General features: G+C 39.5%; 1 protein-coding gene. It reads right to left on the minus strand.

Annotated features, from left to right (window positions below; all coding sequences use genetic code 11):
• Positions 1–1,064 (minus strand): IS3 family transposase gene (locus AC1XUD_RS26520; RefSeq protein WP_483364071.1). Its coding sequence is split into 2 segments (ribosomal slippage), with 1,065 coding nucleotides annotated over them: positions 1–803 and positions 803–1,064; the frame shifts between segments, so codons are not numbered across the junction. This gene is flagged as partial in the annotation.
• Positions 1,065–1,125: the final 61 nt, after the last annotated feature.

Below are 1,125 nucleotides of genomic sequence, written 5' to 3' on the forward strand. Positions count from 1 at the left end.
TTTCCGTTCAATCGGCGTCATGTTTTGAAGTCCCTCATGAGGTCTGCGATGGTTGTATTCATCGATCCATTCTTCTGTCAGTTGTCTGACTTGGTCAAGGTCAAAAAACAAATACGCATCAAGTACGGCTTCCCGATAAAGGCGATTAAAACGTTCAATATAACCGTTCTGCATCGGTTTCCCTGGCTGTATAAATTGATTTACAATCTTTTTACCTTGACACCACAACTGAAAATCCTTTGAAGTAAACTCCGGACCATTGTCAGATCTTATAGAATCTGGAGCACCTCTTTGCGCGACAACTTTCTCTAAAGTCCTGATAATGCGTTTAGATGACAATGAGGTGTCAACGTCAATTACCAACGCTTCTCTTGTACTGTCATCAATCACATTAAACGTCCTGAATTTTCGGTTTCCGACCATACTGTCACTCATGAAATCTATGCTCCAGCTTTTATTAACCCGGTCAGGTTGTACTAAAGGTTGTTTAACTCTTTCAGGCAACCTTCTTTTTCCCTTACGTTTTTTATTCAGCTTTAACAGCTTATAAATCCTGTAAACTTTTTTATGATTCCAGGGCTTTCCTGATTTTCTTAGGTAAGCAAATAGTTTACGAAACCCATAGGAAGGATGCTTGAAGGCCAGTTCCTGAAGGGAATCGACAACTACAGTATCATCCTTTTTGCTGCTATAATAATATTGGGAGCGTACTAATTTAACTATTTTGCAGGCCCTGCTTACGGCAATATTATGCTCCTGAATAATCTCATCCGTCAATTGCCTTTTTGCGGCAGAGCCCAGCCTTTTTTTGTGAAAAGTTCTTTAAGAATGTGATTGTCAAGGCTTAGATCGGCATACATTTTTTTCAATCGGGCATTTTCTTCTTCCAGATCTTTAAGCCGTTTTATGTCAGAAGTTTCCATACCGCCATACCGGCTCTTCCAATTGTAAAAAGTAGCTTCGGAAATGCTGTTTTGACGGCAGATTTCCTTTGTAGAAATGCCAGCTTCCTGTTGTTTGAGAATCGAGACGATTTGCGTCTCTGTGAATCGCGTCTTTTTCATCAGTTTAAAATTAAGTGTTTTTCTCAACTTTCAAACTGTCTGATTTTTAGGGACACTTACA

The sequence above is a fragment of the Dyadobacter sp. HNCC25DJ184 genome, assembly GCF_056895215.1.